Genomic DNA, 18,331 nt, shown 5'->3' with positions numbered 1-18,331 from the left:
TATTAACTTTGTCTTAATCAAATGAAAAAAAAGTTCTTCTGATAAATCTTGTAGGGTGATGAAACTGGCAGCCATGCCCTCTGGTCTCGGGGGTGAGGAGATGGGGAAAAAGCCCAATGGGACTAACCCCCTCGTGAAGGTTCGAATCCTTCCCCTACAGCATTCTAAAGCCTTATTCACAAAAATCCTTCTCTTTACCGGGAAGGATTTTTTTTTATTCCGTAAGTCAAGGCTGCTGACTATCTTCACTCGAAATATTTGAGGAGTCAATCCAATGCTATTCGCGGTTCAATTTAAAAAAATTATTGTATTTCCACTATAACTTTAAAAAAGTGGAAAAAAAATATAGGGAAAATACAATTAAAGGAATTGCTTATATTTTGCTGATTATCAGTTTTGTGTAGTGCTTTTTGTTTTATTTCCGGCTGTATTGATCTAGACCCTTCATCTCTGCACTTTCACTACATTGTCACTTTTTCAAAATATTGGGGATTGAACTACGCAGAAATCCATTCCTCCTATACTTTCATGGATTCATATATCTTATCCATGATGAGCGTCCTCACATTCTCCCTCATCAGTAAATGGTTGTTGGGATAAGGAAATGTGCGATTGGAAAGAAATATATATATCAGATCGTAGGTGGGATCCACCCAGACACATGTACCCGTAAAACCTGTATGACCATAGGTTGCGGAAGAGGCGGCAGCAGAAACGGGTGTTGAATGTTGGGCTAATATTTCGGGTTTATCCCATCCTAGTCCCTTGCGGCTATAGTCCAGCTGTCTTCGGGTAAAATAATCAATTGTTCCCTGCCGAAAAAAACGCTCGCCTCCGTAGTTGCCTCCTGATTTGATCATCAGCATGAGTTTGGCCAGGTCGTATACATTGGAAAAAAGTCCGGCATGACCGGCAACCCCTCCCATAATAGCAGACGCCGGGTCATGCACATATCCTTTTACAATCGTATTTCTCCATGTCGTATCCGCTTCTGTAGGCGGACAGTCGGCGGCAAACCCTTTTTTGCCGGGGTTAAACATTGTACGGCTCATACCCAACGGCCGGTAAACCCATTGATCGGCATACTCATCCAACGTACTTCCCGTCACCGATTCAATTATTTTCCCCATTAGGACCATCCCAATGTCGCTGTATTTTACCCGATTTGTATTGCGGACCTCCACGGTTCTTATTTTTTCCCAGACAAAATTTTCCAACGTATCTTTTGCATACAGTGAGGGGGCAATCTGAATTTCGGAGGCGCGGGTCGGGATATAAGAGTAATAAACCGGATTCAGATCATGCCGGCCCGGGTCCTTATATGTTTGCAGATAAAAAGGAATCCACGCCGGTAAACCTGCATTATGTTGAAGCAGGCGCCGGATGGTGAGGTTTGCTTTATTGCTTCCCTGAAGATCGGGCAGATACCGGCTGATCGGTGCGTCAAGTTCCAGCCGCCCCTGCTCCACCAGGTGCATAGTACAGATGGTGGTCGCAGCTATTTTGGTGACAGAAGCCAGATCGTACATCGTTTCCCAGGTATCTATCGGCTGACTTTGGCGGGTATAATCCATTTTCCCAAATGCCTTATCATATACGATATGATTCCCTTTCATCACCAAAATCGCACATCCCGGAAATGCCTGACGCTGTACATAGTGACTGGCGATGGAATCAATTTTACCGAGTACGCGGCTATCCATCCATTCGGCTTCCGGCATTGCAAATCCAAAACGGATCGGCGCATCAATTACTACTCCCATTCCCTGACGAAATTGTTCGGAAGCCGTAACCGGCAAAGTGCCGTCCACACGAATACCGCCAAAAATCGCCATGGCTACTGCACGTTGTGCGGCAGCGACAGATTCGTAACCGACAAGCACCGCATCTTCTTCGCCGAAGTTTTTTAATGCGTAAGGATTGCCAAACAGCGCAACTACTGTATCAGGAATCTTATCTGCGATTGCTTTCGACAAACCGGAGGTAGAAGCAGTGATCCCAAAATTATCAGAAGCCTGATTATTCATTCCCACCACAGCGAGAATTACAGTATTAAAACCTTCCAGCTGGGCGATCAGGCGGTTTTTATCTTCTTCGGAGAAATTCTTATTCAGGTAAAAAAACCTGACATCACCATATTTCTTTACCGTCTGCTCAAATGTTCCGCCACTACCGCTGCCGATTTGCACACAGGCAATTTTCCTTCGGTCGAGGTTGCGCAATGGTACCAGATCGCCGCGATTTTGCGCCAGGGTAACAGCAGACTCATACAGGCGGGTACGGAGTGCGGCAGATTCCACCGAATTCATTTTCCCGGAAACCTTACTGAGATCCAGGGGCTGCCATTTACCTAAACCCAACTTATATTTTGCCACCAGAATCCGTCTCAGGCGTTGTTCCAGTTCTTTTTCGGAGACTTCCCCCTTTTCAATTGCTTCGCGGATCAGTGCAGACGACCGGGGGATATCGGAGGGAAATAACAGAATATCATTCCCTGCCTGAAATGCGCGAAGGGCAACTTCTCCAGACGGGTAATATTTAGCAACACCATGCATATTCAGGGCATCGGTGAATATCAGCCCATTATAACCCATACTATCTCTCAGCAGATCCTGTACAACTTTTCGGGATAAGGTAGTTGCCTGATTGGGCGTGGGATCAAGAGCAGGGATGTATAAATGCGCAACCATCACAGCCCCCACTCCTGATTCGATCAGGCGACTGAAAGGATACAGCTCCAGGGTGTCGAGGCGGGTAAGGCCATGAGAGATAACCGGCAGATCAAAATGAGAATCCGCATCTGTATCGCCATGTCCGGGAAAATGTTTGGCACAGGCAATCACCCCATGATCCTGCATTCCGGAAGAAACCATAATTCCTTTTCTCGCCACATTGTATTTATTTTCCCCAAAGGAGCGATAATTGATCACCGGGTTTGCCGGATTATTATTGACATCCACGTCGGGGGCAAAATTGACCGTAACCCCCACGGCACGCAGTTCTGTTGCCATACTGGTTCCCATACGATATAAAAGCGAATCATCGCGAATCGCTCCGAGGGTCATATTTTTGGGATAGTTATCAACCCCTTTGAGGCGCATACCCAGCCCCCATTCTGCGTCCTGCGCAATCATCAAAGGTACACCCGAAAGTTTCTGATATCGGTTTACCAGTTTCGCCTGACTTTCCGGATCTCCCTGCATAAAAATCAGTCCTCCCAGGTGTTGAGAAGAAATCATTTTTTCAATTGACTGATAATGCGCCTCGTCCTTGTTAGAAAAAGTAGCAACCATAAACAGCTGCCCTACTTTTTCCTCTATTGTCATCTTTCGGATCAGGCTGTCAGCCCATTGAGTAGCTTTGGCATCATCTGTCTGCTGGGCAAAAGAAGACGAGAAAATGGTAAGGAAAAAAAAGGCAACAAGAAAACCGTGCACACATTTCATATGGTCGCTCAAAAGTTGGTGAAAGGAAAAATATGATCAGGATACCCCTTATCGAACGAAAATAGCAGAATTCGTCTAAAAAGAAAAGCGCTTTAAGGGATAATTAGTGTTGGGGGAAAAACCTCTATGGCGGATCCCACGGCAAGCAGTGCACAAAGCGGTTTGGTATTCGCCAGAAAGTCCCACTCTTTTCCGTAAACCAAACCGAAATCTATATCAAGGTGGTAATCTTTCAGTTGAAAGACCTCCCACTCCGGATGTCTGACCTCATACTGAAGCGGTTTTCCACGATGAGAGACGCCTACGCCAAGGTCATGCTCCTTGAAATAGTAATCCATACTATCTGCCGGTGGCAGGCTTTTTTCAGTTGAAAACCGGGCAGTTATCCGGTGCGTTTTTCCGCCGTAGGAGAAAATATGATCTAAAACATGAAGGCCATTTTCAGTAGAAATAGAGGAATCCATTTGTACCGACTCATAAGGCTCATTGTAAAGACGACGGGCAACCATTGCAATGCAGAATTTGGGGACAAGCTCTTTCCAGAACATCACCCCACGTTTTCCATTGAGTTTGATATAATAGCGAAGATTGATTTCGGGGAAGTTGATATGAAAAGGAATTTTCAGCCCTTTTACCCTTGTATCCAGAAAATCAAAAGCTACAACACTGGCGAAGGCATTTCCGTTTTGGACGTCCAGTTCTACCCCTTCGGGAACATGAGGCAGCAGCACTTCCGGCGGCACGGGGAACGTAACGTTGAGCAGATGAGACCATTGTGCGGTGAGGAATGCCATGAGGAAAAGAATTAGGAGTCAAAAGCGAAAAGTTGGGCAACAACGATTGCCTAAACGCGGAGCAGAAGTTCGCCTATAGCAAAACAGGCAAATACAACAGAAGCGATACCGTTGGTAGTAAAAAAAGCCAGATTGACCTTGGACAGATCATGGGGTTTGACCAGAAAATGCTGGTACACCAGCAGGGAAAGAAAAATTACAGAACCAAGCCAGAATATCCATCCACCAGCAATACTAACCCCAAAGATCACGATCATCGAGGCTGTCAAAAAATGTAAAGCCGTAGATACCATAAGCGCTTTCTTTTTTCCAAGAAAGGCAGGGATGCTATTGAGCGCATGTTCGCGGTCAAACTCTTCATCCTGAAGCGCATAAATAATATCAAACCCACTGACCCATGTGAGGACGGCTATCCCGAGAATGATCGGTTCCCATTGAAATACCCCCGTAACGGCAATAAACGCCCCTACCGGAGCCAGAGAAAGCCCCAGCCCCAGCACCAGATGGCATAAAGCCGTGAATCTTTTTGTAAGAGAGTAACCCAGTATAACCAATAGTGCCACAGGCGAAAGGAAAAAGCAGAGCAGATTGATAAACCAGGTTGTTGCCACAAAAAGCAGGGAACTAACGACCACAAAGGTCAGTGCACGGGAGGGGGAAATTGCACCGGCAGGAATCTCACGCATGCGCGTGCGATCATTTTCTGCATCTATATCGCGGTCAATATACCGGTTGAAACCCATCGCAGCGCTCCGCGCAAAGACCATACAAAGCACAACCAGAATGAGAGAAACCCACCACGGTTTGTCAGGTTCCGCCCCCTGCGCATTCAGCACCCAAAAGCCCAGAAACAGCCCCAGCAAAGCAAATGGCAAAGCAAAGATGGTGTGGGCAAACTTAACCAGAGAGAAATATTTCTGCATATCTGTCAATACTATATCGAAATTTACGTTTGTCGGCAACAATAACAAACTATTCCTTTGTTTATTGGTTTAGTAACCATGCGAAAAAAAATGTGGTATATCCTGGTGTGCAATAGTGTTAACCCCAAACTCAAGGGGGTAGGTTGTTGCTCCGAACGCGGGTCAGAGGAACTGATCCAGGCATTCAGGGATTTTGTCGCTCAAGAAAAGCAGGATGCACATTTTACCATCAAACCCACTCCCTGTCTCAGCAACTGCGGCAAAGGTATATCTGTGCGAATGCTGGACGATATGGTTTTATATGGCCAAGTTGCGCCTTCTGATGTACCGGAGATCGTTACCCGGCACTGCTATAATGGAGAACCGGTAAAACGACTCATAATTGAAACGGGAGGGAAATCGTTGCTGGAATGAATTGGCGGATTAAGCCGAAACCCACTATATTAGCGGTTTCATCATCCTTTATTTTACTACCATGCCCCTGTTATCTGAAAGAGCAAAAACTATTCCCGCGTCCCCTATCAGGAAACTTGTTCCTTTTGCTGAAAATGCGAAAAAGCGGGGTAATCATGTATACTACCTGAATATCGGCCAGCCGGATATTGAAACTCCTCCCGCATACTTTGAAGCCATCGCCAAAGCAGATATCAAGGTGCTGGCTTATTCTCATTCTGCGGGTAATGAATCTCTCAGACGAAAAATCATGGGTTACTACCAACGGCTGGGACATTCTATTGACCTCAATCAGGTCATTGTTACAACGGGTGCTTCGGAAGCGCTGAGTTTTGTATTTGCCAGCTGTATGAATCCGGGGGATGAGATTATTATTCCCGAACCCTTTTACGCCAACTATAACAGCTTTTCTATATTCTCCAATATCAAAGTGGTGCCGATTACCACAAAGATTGAGGATGGTTTTGCCTTACCACCGATCGAAGCGTTTGAGGAGCTGATCACACCACGAACCAAAGCCATACTGATCTGCAATCCGGGCAATCCTACCGGTATCATGTATCCCAAAGAGTCCTTGCAAAAGCTGCGTGATATTGTACTCAAACACGACCTTTATCTCATCGCCGATGAGGTTTACCGCGAGTTTGCATATGACGGACTGGAACATCATTCGGTGCTGGAGCTGGAAGGGGCAGAAGAAAATGTAATTATCACCGACTCTATTTCCAAACGATTTTCTGCTTGTGGTGCGCGGATTGGCTGTGTCATTTCCCGTAACAACGGGATCATGGATGCGGTATTGCGGCTTGCACAGGCGCGACTTTCTCCGCCCACATTCGGTCAGATAGGCGCTGAAGCTGTCTATGATCTTCCCCAAAGTTTTTATGATACCATTGTAGAAGAATATGTTGCCCGCCGCGACCTGCTGCTCTCGCGCCTCAGCCGTATGGAGGGGGTTTTGTGCCCCCGGGTAACGGGTGCTTTTTATGCAATGGTCAAACTTCCGGTAGATGATTCGGAGGCCTTTTGTCAATGGATGCTTGAAGCATTCAGCCACAACGGAGCAACAGTCATGATGGCGCCGGGTGCAGGATTTTACGCAACCAAAGGCCTTGGCAAAGATGAGGTTCGGATCGCGTACGTGCTCAACCAGCATGACCTCGATGCCGCTATGGATTGTCTGGAGGCAGGACTGAAAGTTTACCCGGGGAGAAAGGTCACCGCCGCAAAGGTCTGACCCCAATGCCTACTTTATATATCCACATCCCTTTTTGCAGAAAAGCCTGTACCTACTGTGATTTCCATTTTGTCACTTCCCTCAAACAAAAGAAGGAAATGGTGGGGGCAATCTGCCGGGAACTGGAACTGAGGAAAGATTTTTTTCAGGAAAACCAATCGCTCCAGAGCATATATTTTGGCGGAGGCACTCCCAGCGTGCTCGAAGGAGAAGAAATTGCCGGCATACTGGAAGCTGCAGGTAACTATTTCTCCATAGAATCAGACGCCGAAATCACGCTTGAGGCCAATCCGGATGACCTTACTCTGGAAAAGCTTCGGGAACTCCGGCATGTGGGTATAAACCGCCTGAGCATTGGTATCCAGTCATTTGCAGAACGCGATCTTGTACTGATGAACCGCAGCCATTCGGCAGCGCAGGCAATCGCCTGCCTCAAAAACGCGCAGGCCGAAGGTTTTGACAATCTTTCTGCTGACCTCATTTTCGGGATCCCGGGACAGTCTTCAGAAGAATGGTATCAGCATATGCAGCAGCTGGCGATATTAAAAATCCCGCACATTTCGCTTTATGCCCTCACTGTTGAAGAAAAAACGGCACTCGCTTTCCAGGTAAAAAAAAGACTGACAATTCTCCCGGAGGATGAGATATACGAGGATCAGTTTCTCACGGCCCATAACTACTTTTCGGAGATGGGATACGACCACTACGAGTTGTCCAACTACGCCCTCCCGGGCTTCAGGTCGCGGCACAACAGTGCCTACTGGCAGCAGGTTCCCTATCTGGGGCTTGGTCCTTCCGCTCATTCCTTTGACGGCATCCGCCGAATGTGGAATGTCTCACACAACCAGCAATATCTCTCCGCTATCCAGTCCGATCAGGTCGCCATTTCTGAAACCGAAACACTCACCCTCCGCGACCGCTACCACGAGTATATGATGACCCATCTGCGAAAACGGGAAGGCATAGACCTCACCTATATCCGGGAACAGTTTTTCCCCGACTGGGAAGAAAGATTTTCCGCTGAAATACACGCTCTTTTGGAAGCTGGGAAAATGGTAAAAGCGGGTAACAGCTACTCTCTCACGCCCGAAAGCTGGCTTCTTTCCGACCAGATTATCCGGGATTTTTTTCTGGATTAAGGATAAACAAAATGAATTCCTAAATTTGGCAACAAATTTCAGGGTATGTCCAAAGAAAATCAGGAAAATGTATTTAATCTGCTATACCTGTTTAAGGTTGTGCAGAAGTATATGTGGTATATAACAGGGGTGGTAGGCGCTGCCGCTCTATTGGCATTTATTTTTACGATGCCTTTTATTTATCCCCCCGAATTTAAATCCAGCACCGTCATTTACCCTACCAGCCCGGAGCGGTACGACGTGATCAATCTTTTCCATGATGAGCCGATTTTGTTTCTCTACGGTGAGTCCAAGGAAGTGGAGAAACTGGACAATATTGTCAACTCCGAGGAGGTAAAAATGTTTGTCATAGACTCGCTCAATTTGTGGAAACCCTATGGCATTAACAAAGAAACCGACGCTTCGCCAAAGTTCTATGTCATGCGGAACTATGATGGTATGGTGGCAACTGTACGAATCAGTGGAAACGGTTTGCTCATCGAAGCGCATGATGTGGAACCTCAGCGTGCAGCGGATATTGTCAATCTCATTATCAAAAAGACTGACGAAGTCAACAAACGGATGCTGACCCAGAATAAATCCTCTATTCTGAAGATGTATCAGGAAGGATATAACCATCTTGAGCGACAGTTGAAGCTATATACAGACAGCCTTCGCAATGTGCGGAAGCGCTATAATGTGTTTAATACCGAATACCAGACGGAAGCATTGGTAAATCATGTTATGTCTGCCGAAGCCGAGCTGGCAGGAGCACGTACCAGAGCGCGCATTATCAGCAGCAGTTTTGGGAAAAGCAGTGCAGAAACCCGAAAAGCCAATGAGGAAGCAGAAGTGCTCCAAAGTAAGGTTTATGCCCTCACCAGTCAGCGCAGCGGAACCAACATCAATCTGGAAACCTTTCGCGAAGGAGTAGATCAGGTACTGGCTTTGGAAGAAGTCTGCGAATACCTTGCCCGCGATCTCAAAGACGCCCGCGAAAAAGTCGAATACCTTGACATGATGGATCAGTCGGACTACACAACCCTGCTGATTCCGGAATATGCAAAACCGGCTGACAAAAAAGCCCGCCCAGTGCGTTGGGTGATTCTGGCTGCGACCATCTTATTGGCGGGTCTTGTCTCGATCATGGGAGCGGTACTCGTCGATAAAATCACGGAGTCCTTCGGTAGCAAAGAAGCCGACCTGTCATGACCCAGCTGTTATCTCAAATACCTATTAAAGTTTGGCGAATACTTTCATTGGCAGGGATCGCTATTTTGACTTTAATGTCATTTGGGATGGCTTTGAGGTTACATATATGGCCATTGTATGCGGTACCGGTAATGGTGGTTGTAGCACTTCAGGTAATCTACAATTACCGCCCGCTGTTTTTTCTTATGGTATTTTGTATTCCCATCTCGATGCAATATTCGATTGGGACGGCGTTTGCGATTGATATGTTTTCGGAACCGTTGATGATCGTTTTCCTGCTGATATTTGTGTTAAATATCCTGGCTGGCAGACAGTTTTCACGGAAAGGAAAAGTCTATGGATTTCACATACTCTTATTTCTGATCATATTCTGGACCTGCTTTACCACGCTTACCTCAGAGTTTCCCCTGCGTTCCTTGAAATTTTTGCTGGCAAAACTGTGGTACCTGGCCGCATTTGTTTATATAGCGGAAAAAGTCATTGAAGATCCCAAAACGATAAGGCAAATATTCTGGGCATTTTTTATGCCTATGGTGGTCGTAGCTACAGGTGTTACGATCCGTCATGCATCATTAGGATTCTCATTTGAGGAGGCGAATGGTGTTGCTTTTCCAATTTTTGCCAATGGGGTAATTTATGCAGCGACATTGGTATTGTTTATTCCGTGGTGCTGGTATGCGCGTAGCTGGTATTCTCCGCGAAGCCTGGAGTGGTATATCATCAATGCAGGAATTGTTATTCTCGCCATAGCAACCATTCTTACCTACAAAAGAGGGGCATGGCTGGCCCTGATGATTTTGCCTGTAGTGGATTTTGCCGTCAGGCGAATGGTTTTTGATAAAATGATCTACGCCACGCTGCTGATAGTCACACTGGTATTGGCATATCTGATCAATGACAACAAGTTCTATGAATTTGCCCCCAACTACCAGAAAACGATCTGGCATGAAGGGGATATTCAGGGCCATTTGCAGGCTACGATCAGCGGAACCGAAATTTCCAGTATGGAGCGATTTTACCGCTGGGTAGCAGCAAAAAATATGATCGCCGACATGCCATTGACGGGCTCAGGTCCCAGTACATTCAACCAGGTTTACAAGCGATATACTGACGATGCGTTTCGGACATATGTGAGTGATAACCCCGAACAATCCACTACGCACAACTATTTCCTCCTTACTTTTTCAGAGCAGGGACTGATCGGCGGATTTTTATTTCTCGGGCTGTGCATCTATATGGTATTAAAAGCCTCCTGGCTGTATCCGCGAATGCAAAATTCAGAATACCGCAGTATATTGATGATGGCATTGCTGAGTCTGATCACCATCCTCTTTCACAGTTTGCTCAACGAGTTGATAGAAGTGGACAAGATCGGGCCCATGTTCTGGCTGTGTTTGGTCATTATTCATAAACTGGAAGTATGGCATGAAGAAAAACCGCTCAATAGCTGATAAAGACAATTTTTATGAAAATGTCTTTGACGTGGTAAAGCTGATTCCTGCGGGAAGGGTAACTTCTTACGGAGCCATTGCCCGTTACCTGGGTACCGGAAGAAGTGCACGAATGGTTGGATATGCCTTAAACCAAAGCTTCCAGATGGATATTCCTGCTCACCGCGTAGTCAACCGCAACGGTATGCTTACCGGAAAAATCCATTTCCCTCCCGAAAGACCAATGGAAGACTCCCTCCGGGCAGAAGGAATTGAAGTATCAGAAGACCAGATTGTCGATTTTGAAAAATATTTTTGGGATCCATCCAAAGAACTGATGCTTTAGGGTGAATATCCGTGTATGCTTTCTTTTCACCTGCCTTTGCACAGGCCTGATGTTTGCAAAAACTTAAAAAAGTAAGTAATCCATGCAATCTGTCTGCATGAATTGTCTGTCTTTGTATAAGTTATTCCCCAAACCTGAGCAAATGCGAAACTCATTCTTTTCACAAAACCTTGCCCTTCCCCTGCTTGCTGCCGGAATCCTTTCTGCCTGTACGCCGGCAAAGAAAGTTCAGCGGTATGACTATCTGACCAACAAAAAAGATCATCCGTCATCCACCACGACTCCTACGCCTGAGGCCAGGCCGTCAACGACAAAACCTGAACCCAAAAAGGAAGTCGTGTATGAACATTCTCCCAAAAAAGAAGAAACAACAGACGTAAGTAATCAGACCGGAAAAGTCATAAAAACTGCCCTTTCTTATGTAGGAACGCCCTACAAATATGGTGGTACGAGTCGAAATGGCATGGACTGCTCCGGACTGGTATGTACTTCCTATAAGGCGGTGAATATCTCACTTCCCCGCACATCCTCGGAGATGGCATCATCGGGGAGATCTATTCCGCTCAAAAAGGTGGAGCCGGGTAATCTTCTGTTTTTCTCCTCCAACAATGGGAGCAGAATCAATCACGTAGGGCTTGTCACAAAAGTCAGGGGTAATGTGATCGAATTTGTTCATTCGACGACCAGCCGTGGCGTAAGGGTGGATAATATGGACGATCCCTATTGGAGTGTCCGTTTCAGGAAGGCTGTTTCGCCTTAATAGGATTCGTCGCCATCGTCGCTTTCCCCTTTACGCTCCTTCAGCATACGATAGATGGTAGAAACACCAATATCAAGTTTTTCAGCCACGAGTTTGATATTGTCGTCGTGTTTTCTGAGATAAATATCGATAATGCGGTTGGTGTATTCTTTCAGCGTCATTTCTTCCGACAAGGCATCGGGAAGGGGGTCATAGGTGCTGAAAGTAATGATATCTTCGTCAATTTCCTGGCTGTTGGACATGACAGCTGCGAGTTCGACGATAGATTTTAATTCGCGGATATTACCGGGATAGTTGTAAGAAAGCAGTTTTCGCTGGGCAGCGGATGAAAGGGTAAAAGTGTCGAGCTCATTTTCCTTGCTAAAATTGGTCAGGAAATATTTGGCCAGCAGAAGAATATCTTTGTCTCTGTCCCGAAGTGGAGGAAGTTCGATCGGAAGGCCGAAAAGGCGGTAATAAAGATCCTCGCGAAACTTTCCGTTTTTCACCTCTTCCAGCAGATTCCGGTTGGTAGCCACGATGATACGCGTATCAAGTTTTACCGGTTTGTTGCTACCAATTCTTACCACTTCCCTTTCCTGAAGCGCGCGCAGGAGTTTTGCCTGGAAAGTAATATCCATTTCGCCGATTTCGTCGAGGAAAAGGGTTCCTTTATGCGCTTCTTCAAACTTACCGATGCGTCGATTGTTGGCACCGGTAAATGCCCCTTTCTCGTGGCCAAACAATTCACTCTCAATCAGTTCGGAAGGAATCGCAGCCATATTCACGGCGACAAACGGAAAATCCTTTCTTTTTGAGCTGAAGTGAATGGCTTTGGCTACCAACTCTTTACCTGTTCCTGTTTCACCGGTAACGGTAACCGTGATATTGGTTTTGATCGCCTTCTCAATGAGCTCAAATACCCGCTTGATCGCCGTACTTTGGCCGATGATGCTGGTTTCAAAATCATATTTCTGGCTGACTTCTTTCTGAAGTGTATTAAGGCGCACTTTCAGCGAAGCATTTTTCCTGATATTGTTGACGACATTGAGAAGGCGGTCGCGAATATCGTTGGTTTTGGTAATATAATCGTAAGCCCCCAGTTTGAGCAGGTTCACAGCCGTTTCGATGCTATTTTGCTCGGAGATAACAATTACCTCGATATCGGGGTTGTATTCTTTAATTTTTCGCAGCACTTCTGCACCTTCCATATCGGGAAGGCGATAGTCAAGGGTAATGACATCGGGTTGTTGATCGAGCTGGCGCAGAAGGGCGCCTGCGGTATCAAATTTAGTAATTTCGTAGTCAGGGTTTAATTCCAGATTAAAACCCAGCAGTTCACGATACCACTCATCATCTTCAACAACAAAAATCCGAAATTTTCCGGAGTCATCCATAGGGGAAACAGATTTGTAGGGCCAATATAATAATTCCCCGTCAATCCCCGTGCCTGAATCCCCAACAAAAATCAATTGAGGACAACCGGAATCTCCTCCACAATATGAGTGCCTGATTCCAGTTCGTCAAATGTGATTTTGAAAAGATCCGAATCGTTGGTGATATGGGTATTGCCTTTTGTAGCCTGAATGCGGAAATAGAGCGGGTTAGGCCGGTTGAAATAGGTGGTGCCTGAAGCATAGGAATTACCTTCCAGTGTAAAGTTGGTAAAAGTTGCCTGTCCTGTACCATCTGAGACGGATACATTTTCAGAAGGAAGAGAAGGGGTAATCAGATCATTTCCGTCGGGATTGGAAGCGATATAGTTGTCATACCCAGATTTAAATGGGAAAATATAGACGATAGCTCCTTCTACCGGTTGGCCCTGGCTATCGGTAAGAAGGAAAATCAGATCTGCGGTGGGAGTAGAATTGCCTACGGTTTCTACTTCGCAGGAGATAACAGCAAATGTCAGAAGTGCAGTCAGGAAAAGGCCTGCAATCCGGTTGAGTTTCATTGACTTCATTGTTTGTGTTTTATTTTTGTAAAGGGTTTAGCGGTACGAAAATTGATATATTCCGGACATGAAATCTATCAATCAATCGAACCAGAGAGAAATTATCGGGTTGATTCCTGCCGGAGGAACTGCCTCCCGGCTGGGCACATTACCCTGTAGTAAAGAACTATTGCCTATTGGCTTCAAAACAGACACTGATGGCATCCTCCGCCCGAGGCCTGTTTCACATTATTTGCTCGAAAAATACAACAAAGGAGGCGCAGAAAAAACGATTTTTATCCTTCGTGCGGGGAAATGGGACATTCCTGCCTATTACGGTGACGGGCGTGCTACGGGGATGGATATGGGTTACCTGATCATGGATCTGCCTTATGGTGTTCCCTACACATTGGACCAGGCTTACCCATTTGCCAAACAAGCGACAGTATTTTTAGGGTTCCCCGATATATTATTTCAGCCTGATGACGCATTTGCGCAGCTCAACCAACGACTGGAAGAAAGCGGATCCGATCTGGTTGTCGGACTTTTTGAAGTGAGAGATCAGGAGCAGGTGCACAAAAGCGATATGGTAGATGTAGCTGAGGATGGGACACTTTTGGAAATCAATATAAAGCCCAAAGGGGCATGCAGCCTGAAATACAGCTGGATTATCGCAGCCTGGACGCCGGTTTTTTCGGAATTTATGCATAACTTTTTGAGACTGGATCAGGAAGAAAGAGGGAAAGCCATTAATCCCGCAGAAATTTATCTCGGCCATGTGATGCAGGCTGCCATGCGGGAAGGGCTAAAAGTAAACAGCGTTATTTTTCCGGATCAGTCTTTTCTGGATGTAGGGACACCGGCAAATCTGCAGGAAGCAATAGGAAATCCTCCTGCATGAAATTTTCCTTTCCCGGTAATACATGATTTCCGGCAGTTTTTAAGTGAATTGTGAGAATTCAGGAAAGTTTGATTTTGTTTCTTTTTAGGAGAATGTATACTTGGAGGGAAATCTAATTTCTATCGTCTTTTTGTTTAGTATTTAACAACAATATCATCAGGAATGAAAGTATTAATTTTGGCAGGTGGATTTGGAACCCGCCTTGCAGAAGAAACTGATATCCGGCCAAAACCAATGGCTGAGATTGGCGGTCGCCCGATCCTATGGCATATCATGAAAACGTATTCATACTACGGGTTTAATGAATTTGTGATTTTGCTGGGTTATAAGGGGCATTATATCAAAGATTATTTTGCCAACTATTATTTACAGCAATGTGACGTCACCTTTGATCTGGCCAATAACGCCATGGAAGTACACGACAATTTTGTCGATCCATGGAAAGTAACTTTGCTGGATACCGGTCTTCACACTATGACAGCGGGAAGGATCAAGCGCGCCGCAAAATATATTGGCAATGAGCCTTTTATGCTTACTTATGGTGATGGTGTTGCAAATGTAAACATTCACGATCTGCTCAGTTTTCACGAATCTCACAAAGGGGCTTTGACGATGACCTCTGTAAAGGTATCCGGTCGTTTTGGCTCCGTATATGCCAGCGAAGATCATAAGGTTGCCAACTTCAAGGAGAAGCCAAAAGGCGATGAGAACTGGATCAATGGCGGATTTTTTGTCTGCAACCCTGAGGTTCTGGACTATATTCCGGAAGGAGTCGATGGAGACAAACTCATGTTTGAGCACAACCCACTGGAGAATATGACAGCTGACGGACAGGTTTATACCTACCGCCACACAGGATTCTGGCAGTGCATGGATACGCTGGCAGACAAAAACAAGCTGAATAAGCTCTGGAATGAAGGACAGGCGGAATGGTTTTTACAGGACCGCCCGGTGTACAATCAGAGCACCTAAACAGATTTATTCAATATTGGTATATACAGCCTGGACATCGTCGTCTTCTTCGATTTTATCGAGGAGGACTTCCAGTTCGGTGATCTGTTCTTCCGTAAGGGAAATGGGTGAAGTAGGAATCCGCTCAAGGCTAGCTTTTTGGACTTCTATTCCATTTTCCCTTATGGCTTTATCCAGCGAACCAAAATTGGTATAATCTCCATATATATAGCCCACATCTCCTTCGATTTCAATAGACTCCAGGCCGGCATCAATGAGGTTAAACTCCAGTTCTTCCATATCCAGATCGGGATTGATGGCAAATTCGAATACCGCTTTACGGGAGAACATAAACTCCAGAGAGCCTGTAGGTACCATTCCCTGCCCAAACTTATTGAAGTAATATTTGACGTTGGCTACTGTACGGGTTGTATTGTCAGTTGCACATTCTACAAAGATGAGTACACCGTGCGGGCCTTTGCCCTCGTAGTTCACTTCGGTAAAGGAACCCTCATCTTTGTTGGTTGCTCGTTTGATTGCCGCATCGATATTATCTTTGGGCATATTTTGCGCTTTGGCGTTTTGGATAGCCGTGCGCAGTTTGGCATTCATTTCAGGATCGCCTCCCCCTTCCTTCGCTGCAAGCGTAATTGCTTTTGACAGTTTGGGGAATATCTTGGACATTTTGTCCCAACGTTTTTCTTTCGCCGCCCGGCGGTATTCAAATGCTCTTCCCATATGATATTATTTTCTTTCGGAGACAAAAGTAAGGCTTCGTCCGCAAAGACAAAAATACAAAATGGTAGTTATTCTTGTTCTGCCTGCTGCAATTTTTCCATGCGCCATTCACGTGGTGTTTTGATTTTCATGAAGCGCAGTAGCCTTCCTCCAATAATACGGGGTTTGATCAGGATATAATAGTGGAATAATATACCCAGGGAGGAAAAAATGCCTGCCATAATCCTAACTGGAAGAGAGATAGTGCTGTATATCTTTTCGCCATAAATGACAAGCCGGAAAGCATCAATTGCCATTTTTATAAAAGGGAATATCCCCCATACCGGTTTTTCGCCAAACACCCGGGCATAGTTCTTAAAATTGCGGGAAACGCCACCTGCGTATTTGTTGTAGCCAACAAAGTCAAAGTTTTTGATTTTTCCCTGAAAAGCCAGACCTGCGACAAAATGCCAGTCGCTGCCCAATATGGGAAGAAAACGCACTTTTTGCCCCATTTCTCTTCTCATCATCCCATAAAGCAGTGCACCTTCCTTGACCTTCCGGTAATATTTTATTGTTCGAATCAGCCCCCGGTCTTCCTCAAAACTCAGACTACCTTCCTGGTATCTTAGCCGGCCATTCTGCCAATAGTTGATTTTTCCGCTTGCCAGACAGTACGCCGGATGATTTTCCAAAAAATTTACATAATAACTGATAATGTCAGGGACAAGATGATCATCATCTGCCATCCACATAAAATATTTTCCGGTGGCCTGATGAAGCACAAATTCAAAATTGGCAGCCAGACCGAGATTTTTTTCCTGATAAAAATATTTGATTCGGGAATCTTTTTCAGCCCATTTACGACAGACTTCATCGGTATGATCCGTTGAAGCATCATTTGAAATTATCAATTCGATATTGGGGTATTGTTGCCGTGCGATTGAATTCAATGCCGTTTCTATCCTGTCTCCGCTATTATAAGCAGGAATGCCTATAGAGACCAGGGGAGATTGACTGGCCAGGTAAGGGTTATTCATCGAAATTAATATTTCCAGATAGGAAAAATTAACACTAAAAATTGGTATTCCAAGACTAGACTGCTCAGATAAACCAATATTTTATGAGAATAATACAGAGGATGACGCTTTCCCTGAATCAGAAATATTTCCCCTAAAGGGTATTTAATTTTCGCTCAGTAGGCGTTTTAATCTTCATCGAGCGAAGCAACATACCACCAAAAGTACGTGGTTTAATCCACAGGTAGTAGTGCACCAAAATCCCAATTGCAGATGCTAATGCTGCGATCAATCGTACAGGTGCAAAGACGGTACGGTAGATTTTTTCACTATAAACAACCAGTCGAAATGCGTCAAGTGCCATTTTTACATAGGGCAAAATCCCCCAAATAGGTTTCTCCCCAAATACCCGCGCATAGTTTCTGAAGTCTCTGGAAACCCCGCCTGCGTGTTTATTGTAACCCACAAAGTCAAGGTTTTTAATTTTTCCCTGGAGTGCCATTCCTGCCACAAAATGCCAATCGCTGCCCAATACGGGCAAAAATCTGACCTTTTGCCCCCACTCCCTTCGCATCATCCCATAGATCAAAGCGCCTTCCTTGACTTTCCAGTAGTATTTGATGGCGCGCAAAATTCCACTGCGCCCTTCAAAGCTGAGGTTGGTTTCGCGATAGCGCATTTTCCCATCTTTCCAGTAATTGATCTGCCCGCTGACAAGCCCATAGTCAGGGTGGTCTTCAAGAAAATCCACATAGCGATGAAGAATGTCGGAAACCACTTCATCGTCATCTGCCATCCACATAAAGTATTTGCCGGTAGCCTGCTGCAGGGCGAACTCAAAATTGGGAGAAACGCCGCGGTTTTCGTTGTGGCGAAAATATTTCACACGAGAATCCCTTGCAGCCCATTCCCTGCATACGCGCTCCGTATGATCCTGAGAGCCATTGTCGGAGATAATTACTTCCACATGCTCATAGTCTTGCGAAAGGATGGAGTTAAGGGCTGTTTCAATACGATTACCGCCATTATAGGTCGGGATACCAATGGAAACAAGAGGAGCAGGGTTTTTATGAGTAATACCACTCATCAGGAAGTACAGTTAGCAGAAGGTG

General features: G+C 45.5%; 17 protein-coding genes. 9 read left to right on the top strand and 8 right to left on the bottom strand.

What is annotated here, in order from left to right:
* Positions 1–518 precede the first annotated feature (518 nt).
* The 3 genes from R3D00_06710 to R3D00_06700 form a co-directional block, all read right to left on the bottom strand.
* Positions 519–3,446 carry a glycoside hydrolase family 3 N-terminal domain-containing protein gene (locus R3D00_06710; protein ID MEZ4772860.1) on the bottom strand — a complete coding sequence of 976 codons (2,928 nt, stop codon included), beginning with the start codon at positions 3,444–3,446 and terminating at the stop codon, positions 519–521.
* 92 nt (positions 3,447–3,538) lie between these two features.
* Entirely contained in the window at positions 3,539–4,240 is a 702-nt protein-coding gene (locus R3D00_06705; protein MEZ4772859.1) for a DUF2071 domain-containing protein, read from the bottom strand.
* Positions 4,241–4,290: 50 nt separating this feature from the next.
* Entirely contained in the window at positions 4,291–5,163 is an 873-nt protein-coding gene (locus tag R3D00_06700) for a UbiA-like polyprenyltransferase (protein ID MEZ4772858.1), read from the bottom strand.
* A gap of 78 nt (positions 5,164–5,241) precedes the next feature.
* Here R3D00_06700 and R3D00_06695 point away from each other — a divergent pair, with 78 nt between their 5' ends.
* The 7 genes from R3D00_06695 (at position 5,242) to R3D00_06665 (ending at position 11,719) form a co-directional block, all read left to right on the top strand.
* Positions 5,242–5,577 (top strand): (2Fe-2S) ferredoxin domain-containing protein, encoded by a 336-nt coding sequence (locus tag R3D00_06695; protein ID MEZ4772857.1) that lies wholly within the window; start codon positions 5,242–5,244, stop codon positions 5,575–5,577.
* A 61-nt stretch (positions 5,578–5,638) separates the two neighbouring features.
* Positions 5,639–6,853 (top strand): pyridoxal phosphate-dependent aminotransferase, encoded by a 1,215-nt coding sequence (locus R3D00_06690; GenBank protein ID MEZ4772856.1) that lies wholly within the window; start codon positions 5,639–5,641, stop codon positions 6,851–6,853.
* Positions 6,854–6,858: 5 nt separating this feature from the next.
* Positions 6,859–7,992 (top strand): radical SAM family heme chaperone HemW, encoded by a 1,134-nt coding sequence (gene hemW, locus R3D00_06685; GenBank protein MEZ4772855.1) that lies wholly within the window; start codon positions 6,859–6,861, stop codon positions 7,990–7,992.
* A 45-nt stretch (positions 7,993–8,037) separates the two neighbouring features.
* Positions 8,038–9,183, top strand: a complete 1,146-nt coding sequence (locus R3D00_06680; protein ID MEZ4772854.1) for a Wzz/FepE/Etk N-terminal domain-containing protein — start codon at positions 8,038–8,040, stop codon at positions 9,181–9,183.
* A gap of 86 nt (positions 9,184–9,269) precedes the next feature.
* Positions 9,270–10,634 (top strand): O-antigen ligase family protein, encoded by a 1,365-nt coding sequence (locus R3D00_06675; GenBank protein MEZ4772853.1) that lies wholly within the window; start codon positions 9,270–9,272, stop codon positions 10,632–10,634.
* The gene (locus R3D00_06670) at positions 10,609–10,959 is read left to right on the top strand and encodes an MGMT family protein (GenBank protein MEZ4772852.1); all 351 of its coding nucleotides are present in this window, start codon (positions 10,609–10,611) and stop codon (positions 10,957–10,959) included. Before R3D00_06675 ends, R3D00_06670 begins: the two co-directional genes overlap by 26 nt.
* 142 nt (positions 10,960–11,101) lie before the next feature.
* Positions 11,102–11,719, top strand: a complete 618-nt coding sequence (locus R3D00_06665; protein ID MEZ4772851.1) for a C40 family peptidase — start codon at positions 11,102–11,104, stop codon at positions 11,717–11,719.
* Here the strand turns inward: R3D00_06665 and R3D00_06660 are convergent.
* A complete protein-coding gene (locus R3D00_06660; protein ID MEZ4772850.1) occupies positions 11,716–13,095 on the bottom strand; it encodes a sigma-54 dependent transcriptional regulator in 1,380 nt (459 codons plus the stop codon). The two genes, R3D00_06665 and R3D00_06660, sit on opposite strands and share 4 nt — an antisense overlap.
* 71 nt (positions 13,096–13,166) lie before the next feature.
* The gene (locus R3D00_06655; protein ID MEZ4772849.1) at positions 13,167–13,661 is read right to left on the bottom strand and encodes a hypothetical protein; all 495 of its coding nucleotides are present in this window, start codon (positions 13,659–13,661) and stop codon (positions 13,167–13,169) included.
* Positions 13,662–13,719: 58 nt separating this feature from the next.
* Between R3D00_06655 and R3D00_06650 the strand changes: the two genes are divergently transcribed.
* Positions 13,720–14,532 carry a dTDP-glucose pyrophosphorylase gene (locus tag R3D00_06650; protein MEZ4772848.1) on the top strand — a complete coding sequence of 271 codons (813 nt, stop codon included), beginning with the start codon at positions 13,720–13,722 and terminating at the stop codon, positions 14,530–14,532.
* Between the two features lie 162 nt (positions 14,533–14,694).
* Positions 14,695–15,504: a glucose-1-phosphate cytidylyltransferase gene (gene rfbF, locus R3D00_06645; protein MEZ4772847.1), complete on the top strand. Its 810-nt coding sequence runs from the start codon at positions 14,695–14,697 to the stop codon at positions 15,502–15,504.
* A gap of 6 nt (positions 15,505–15,510) precedes the next feature.
* On the opposite strand, the gene R3D00_06640 is transcribed toward rfbF, so the two are convergent.
* From R3D00_06640 to R3D00_06630, 3 genes are all read right to left on the bottom strand, one after another.
* Complete coding sequence (locus R3D00_06640; protein ID MEZ4772846.1) at positions 15,511–16,221, bottom strand: YebC/PmpR family DNA-binding transcriptional regulator; 711 nt, start codon at positions 16,219–16,221, stop codon at positions 15,511–15,513.
* 68 nt (positions 16,222–16,289) lie between these two features.
* Positions 16,290–17,240: a glycosyltransferase gene (locus R3D00_06635; GenBank protein MEZ4772845.1), complete on the bottom strand. Its 951-nt coding sequence runs from the start codon at positions 17,238–17,240 to the stop codon at positions 16,290–16,292.
* A gap of 133 nt (positions 17,241–17,373) precedes the next feature.
* Complete coding sequence (locus R3D00_06630; protein ID MEZ4772844.1) at positions 17,374–18,306, bottom strand: glycosyltransferase family 2 protein; 933 nt, start codon at positions 18,304–18,306, stop codon at positions 17,374–17,376.
* Between the last annotated feature and the right edge of the window lie 25 nt (positions 18,307–18,331).

This window comes from Bacteroidia bacterium (genome assembly GCA_041391665.1).
In the GTDB taxonomy this organism is placed as follows: Bacteria; Bacteroidota; Bacteroidia; order J057; family J057; genus JAGQVA01.
Note: the sequence above shows the minus strand (reverse complement) of the source record. Positions and strands in the feature narration are given on the sequence as shown.

Bases quoted from the DNA above. Each gene is read 5' to 3' on its own strand.
- R3D00_06710 (MEZ4772860.1), bottom strand. From the start codon at position 3,446: ATGAAATGTGTGCACGGTTTTCTTGTTGCCTTTTTTTTCCTTACCATT.
- R3D00_06705 (MEZ4772859.1), bottom strand. From the start codon at position 4,240: ATGGCATTCCTCACCGCACAATGGTCTCATCTGCTCAACGTTACGTTC.
- R3D00_06700 (MEZ4772858.1), bottom strand. From the start codon at position 5,163: ATGCAGAAATATTTCTCTCTGGTTAAGTTTGCCCACACCATCTTTGCT.
- R3D00_06695 (MEZ4772857.1), top strand. From the start codon at position 5,242: ATGCGAAAAAAAATGTGGTATATCCTGGTGTGCAATAGTGTTAACCCC.
- R3D00_06690 (MEZ4772856.1), top strand. From the start codon at position 5,639: ATGCCCCTGTTATCTGAAAGAGCAAAAACTATTCCCGCGTCCCCTATC.
- hemW (MEZ4772855.1), top strand. From the start codon at position 6,859: ATGCCTACTTTATATATCCACATCCCTTTTTGCAGAAAAGCCTGTACC.
- R3D00_06680 (MEZ4772854.1), top strand. From the start codon at position 8,038: ATGTCCAAAGAAAATCAGGAAAATGTATTTAATCTGCTATACCTGTTT.
- R3D00_06675 (MEZ4772853.1), top strand. From the start codon at position 9,270: ATGGCTTTGAGGTTACATATATGGCCATTGTATGCGGTACCGGTAATG.
- R3D00_06670 (MEZ4772852.1), top strand. From the start codon at position 10,609: ATGAAGAAAAACCGCTCAATAGCTGATAAAGACAATTTTTATGAAAAT.
- R3D00_06665 (MEZ4772851.1), top strand. From the start codon at position 11,102: ATGCGAAACTCATTCTTTTCACAAAACCTTGCCCTTCCCCTGCTTGCT.
- R3D00_06660 (MEZ4772850.1), bottom strand. From the start codon at position 13,095: ATGGATGACTCCGGAAAATTTCGGATTTTTGTTGTTGAAGATGATGAG.
- R3D00_06655 (MEZ4772849.1), bottom strand. From the start codon at position 13,661: ATGAAGTCAATGAAACTCAACCGGATTGCAGGCCTTTTCCTGACTGCA.
- R3D00_06650 (MEZ4772848.1), top strand. From the start codon at position 13,720: ATGAAATCTATCAATCAATCGAACCAGAGAGAAATTATCGGGTTGATT.
- rfbF (MEZ4772847.1), top strand. From the start codon at position 14,695: ATGAAAGTATTAATTTTGGCAGGTGGATTTGGAACCCGCCTTGCAGAA.
- R3D00_06640 (MEZ4772846.1), bottom strand. From the start codon at position 16,221: ATGGGAAGAGCATTTGAATACCGCCGGGCGGCGAAAGAAAAACGTTGG.
- R3D00_06635 (MEZ4772845.1), bottom strand. From the start codon at position 17,240: ATGAATAACCCTTACCTGGCCAGTCAATCTCCCCTGGTCTCTATAGGC.
- R3D00_06630 (MEZ4772844.1), bottom strand. From the start codon at position 18,306: ATGAGTGGTATTACTCATAAAAACCCTGCTCCTCTTGTTTCCATTGGT.